This window comes from Serratia sp. NPDC078593 (assembly GCF_050268245.1).
Lineage (GTDB): Bacteria > Pseudomonadota > Gammaproteobacteria > Enterobacterales > Enterobacteriaceae > JBNNGK01.
Map to the genome: position 1 here is coordinate 1 of NZ_JBNNGK010000043.1, position 3,505 is coordinate 3,505.

Annotated in this window: 3 protein-coding genes; all 3 read right to left on the reverse strand. The window is 58.9% G+C overall.

Translation table 11 applies throughout. The features are described 5' to 3' along the window. Positions 1–1,439: OmpA family protein (locus ACQKDS_RS20110; RefSeq protein WP_399674021.1), on the reverse strand; the 1,439-nt coding region annotated here is incomplete at its 3' end. 3 nt (positions 1,440–1,442) lie between these two features. Beyond that, on the reverse strand, positions 1,443–2,096 hold the full coding sequence (gene tssL / locus ACQKDS_RS20115) for a type VI secretion system protein TssL, short form (protein WP_399674023.1): 654 nt from the start codon (positions 2,094–2,096) through the stop codon (positions 1,443–1,445). After that, a complete protein-coding gene (gene tssK, locus ACQKDS_RS20120) occupies positions 2,093–3,430 on the reverse strand; it encodes a type VI secretion system baseplate subunit TssK (protein ID WP_399674025.1) in 1,338 nt (445 codons plus the stop codon). Before tssK ends, tssL begins: the two co-directional genes overlap by 4 nt. Between the last annotated feature and the right edge of the window lie 75 nt (positions 3,431–3,505).

Here is a 3,505-nt window from a genome sequence, read left to right on the forward strand (position 1 = left end):
GTATGGCCGCTGACCACAATCAGCCAGCCCGGTTTGGCCTTGATGCCCACCAGCGCATTGACCAGTACCTTGGTTGAACCGGTTTTGAGCGCCGCCTTGCCGGAATCAAACAGCGACAGGCTGTCGAGGCGCACAGTCTTCGGCCCCGGCACAATCTTTTGGATCACCGGTGGTGGAGGTGGCGGTGGTGCCCAATCACTCATCGCGGCCTCTAGCGGCGCGACCAGACGCCCCCCTTGATAAAGCCCCACTCGATAGCGCAACGGTTCACCCCGGCGCTGCCAGTCATCCAGCTTGCGCGCATCCGCCCGCAGCGTCTGCTGTGCCTGAAGTTTAGGGGCTGGCGGTTTGCCACTCAGGTGGTGATAGAGCGCAAGATGATCGCCCACGCTACGAATCAGGCGCTGGTTGTTGATAAACGACGCCAGCATCGCCAATATCAGGAAAGCCCCCCCTGACAGGCCGACATAGCGCCAGAACTGCATCCGGCGGCTGATCCCGCGGCGGCGGGGCAAATTTGCCAGCAACAGTTCCGGCAGCGGCAGCGGCTCTGCCTGCGCAGCGACGTTTGGCGATAAGGTCGTCACGCTGGCAATATGCTGTTGCCACAGGTTATCGCTCTGACCATCAACCGGAACCATGCCGATCCCCTGAGCACAAACGTTCAGCGCGGGCAACGCCCCCTCACGTACCGTCCACACGCTATCAACCGCCGCTCTTTGCCAGTCCAACACGCTATCAAGCCACAACACGCTGCCAAGGCGCATAAAACGCGTCTCGGCATCACTTTCTCTGATCCAGTCAGCAAGCGACAGATTCCCTTGACCCGGCTGATAGACCTGCATCCCCGCGTGGTTACTGGCCGTAGTAAACCAGACTGCCGATTCCTCATCGCCCCCCGGCGGTGAAACCCAAGTGACTGTCCAAAGCGGTGGTAAACCACCAAGCCACGCGCGGCACTGCACAATCGCTCTTTGCCAGCCCCGCAGGCGCTGGGTGAACTCATCCTGAGAGTGATGGCACTCGGGCAAGAGCGCCAGCATGACGGAGATTTGCGCTACCAACGCCGGGCGAACTCTTGTCAAGTGCTGTACCAGCAGTGGCAATTGCTCCGCCGCATTGACCTGCAAGAACCACCCCTGACGGGTTTCACGGTGCCGCTCGCCTGCGGCAAACAGCGGTGTGCTGTCGCCACAAACCAGCACAACCGCCCCCTGAAAATCTTCCGGCGGCAGACTGCCGTCATTGATGTCACTCACGCCGTCATGACGCAGGCGAGCGACACCCCACTGCCGCCACAGCATCACGCCACAAATCAAGAGCACCAGCAGGCTGAGCATGCCCCGGCTGCCTGTCGACAGCGGCCAGAACCCCCAAATTAACCACAGTGCCAGCAGTCCGTTCAGGGCCGTCAGCAGGCTCAGGTAAACATCACGCATCGCTTACCCCGGCCTGATTATCTGGTTCACCATTTCGGTGAGAGAGGACGAGAGGAAAAACCACAGTGCGGCTAACGCCACCACGCCCGCAATCCAGGAACACCAATACAGGCGGCGACCGCCGTGCAACCGTGAGGCGCTGACCACGATCGGTGCATCCTGCGCCAAGGTGAACGGCGGCACCCGCTGCCCTAACAGGCGGATCACATCTTCACGACGCTGGTCATCCTGCGCCCGATACTGGCCGACAAAACCCAGCTGTAAAGTGCGGTACAGGCAGCACAGTACTGCCATATCCGGCGCACTTTCCTTGAGGATATGGCGGATCCGTTCCCACAGTTCCTCCCCAGCGTTCAAGGTGCCAAAGAAGTGAGCCTGTAAGGGATCCCGACGCCAGGCAAGATAACCATCATCGGCGGCGCCACGGTTAAGTACGCTTTCATCCAGCAAAGCACACAGCGCATAGAGCATCTGATCGCAACTCGCTTCGCTGTAACCGGCCTCAGTCAGCGCGCTGCGGGCATCCCCAACCAAGCGGCAGGCGCGACGATACAGGCTTTCACCGTCGCGCACTTCCTGCCCACTACGCAGTTGACTGGCCATCAGCCAGCCCGGATAGAAAATACGTTCTAGTTGTTTGAGATCGGATGGTTTCATTTACGCAGTACCGCATACAGTTCCAGTTTCACCTCACCCAGTGATTTCGGGGTGTAGAACGTACAGCTGCCGGCGTCGAGCATCGCCCGGGCAGAGTCCGTGCTCAGATCGAGTGAGAAATACTGGTTTTCAAGACGTAAAGGAATCGCCGCCGGAACGTGGCTCAGTGGTTTAATCACCATGCCGCTCAGCGCCACGTTCACCACATCAGAGACGTCGGCAAAGCTACCTGCCTTACACAGCTGCGGGAATTTGACCTGCAACTCAGCATTCGGCATGGAAGAACGTACGGAAAGATAGAAGTCCGCGCCTTCACGCAGACGGGCATCGTGTAGCGATCCTTTCCAGATTTGCTCATCATTTTCAAGCTGAATGCTGACGACACGAGACGGCAGGCTGGCTTCCAGTAGCTTATCGAGCAGTGCCAACAGCGGCGGGAATACCTGTTCTGGCGCATCATGTTGATAATCAGGAATATCACCAATGTCATGCTCAAGCGAGAACGTCAGCAAACTGCCGGCAAGGCGTGCCAGTTCCCGATACAGCAGTTCTGGATGGCGCGTAGGCGCCTGTAACAGCTCCTTCAATACCGGCTCGGCACCGTTCAGGGCATTGAGCAGCCAAAACAGTGACACATCGGCCACGGCAAAATCGGCCATCCGTTCGTTACTTTCCCGGCGCATCGCCATCAAACGCTGGCGTCGCGCCTGTAAACGTTTCAGTAACGCACCAAGCTCAGCCATCAGCCATGGGCTGGCGGACACAGCGAGTAACGGCGGAATAAACGTCGCATCACGGCTCCACTGCCCCTGGGCATTGCGCACCAGACGTGTCACCGGGCAGGTCAGCCAGGCGCTATTTTCCTGGCTGGCGAGGCGTAACGTCATCGCATGGCGAAGGATCGCCAGCTCGCCGCGTTCGCTACCGGCCAACTCTTGCACCTGCACGCGCTCTGCTTTCCAACGACGCGGGCGTTCACTGTCACCGCCGTCGTCAAGATTGCCGCCATTGGCACTGAGCAACGGCAGCGCCAGCAATACTTCAACGCTAGCCTGCGCCCCTATTGCAGACAAATCACACACCGGTGGCAGATTGTCCGATAGGTCGGTATCAACCAAGGTGCCATCAGGGAAACGCACCACCAGTCGGGTCGCATTGAGTCGAGATAATGCCAGCCCGGCATCGTCGAATTCCGCAACCTGTACGCCCCACGGATGAGCCAACCCCATACGCGCGACCGTATCGGTCACATACGCATCCCACAGTGCCTGCTGCTGAAACTGTTGCGGCGCCAGAAAGGCGCCGTCTTCCCATAATGGACGATAAATTTTCATCCCTGATTGCCCGCCTTAAGATTTTGCCTTCGGCATCTGCGAAACCAGTGACAGATTGACGTCCATCCCTTCCAC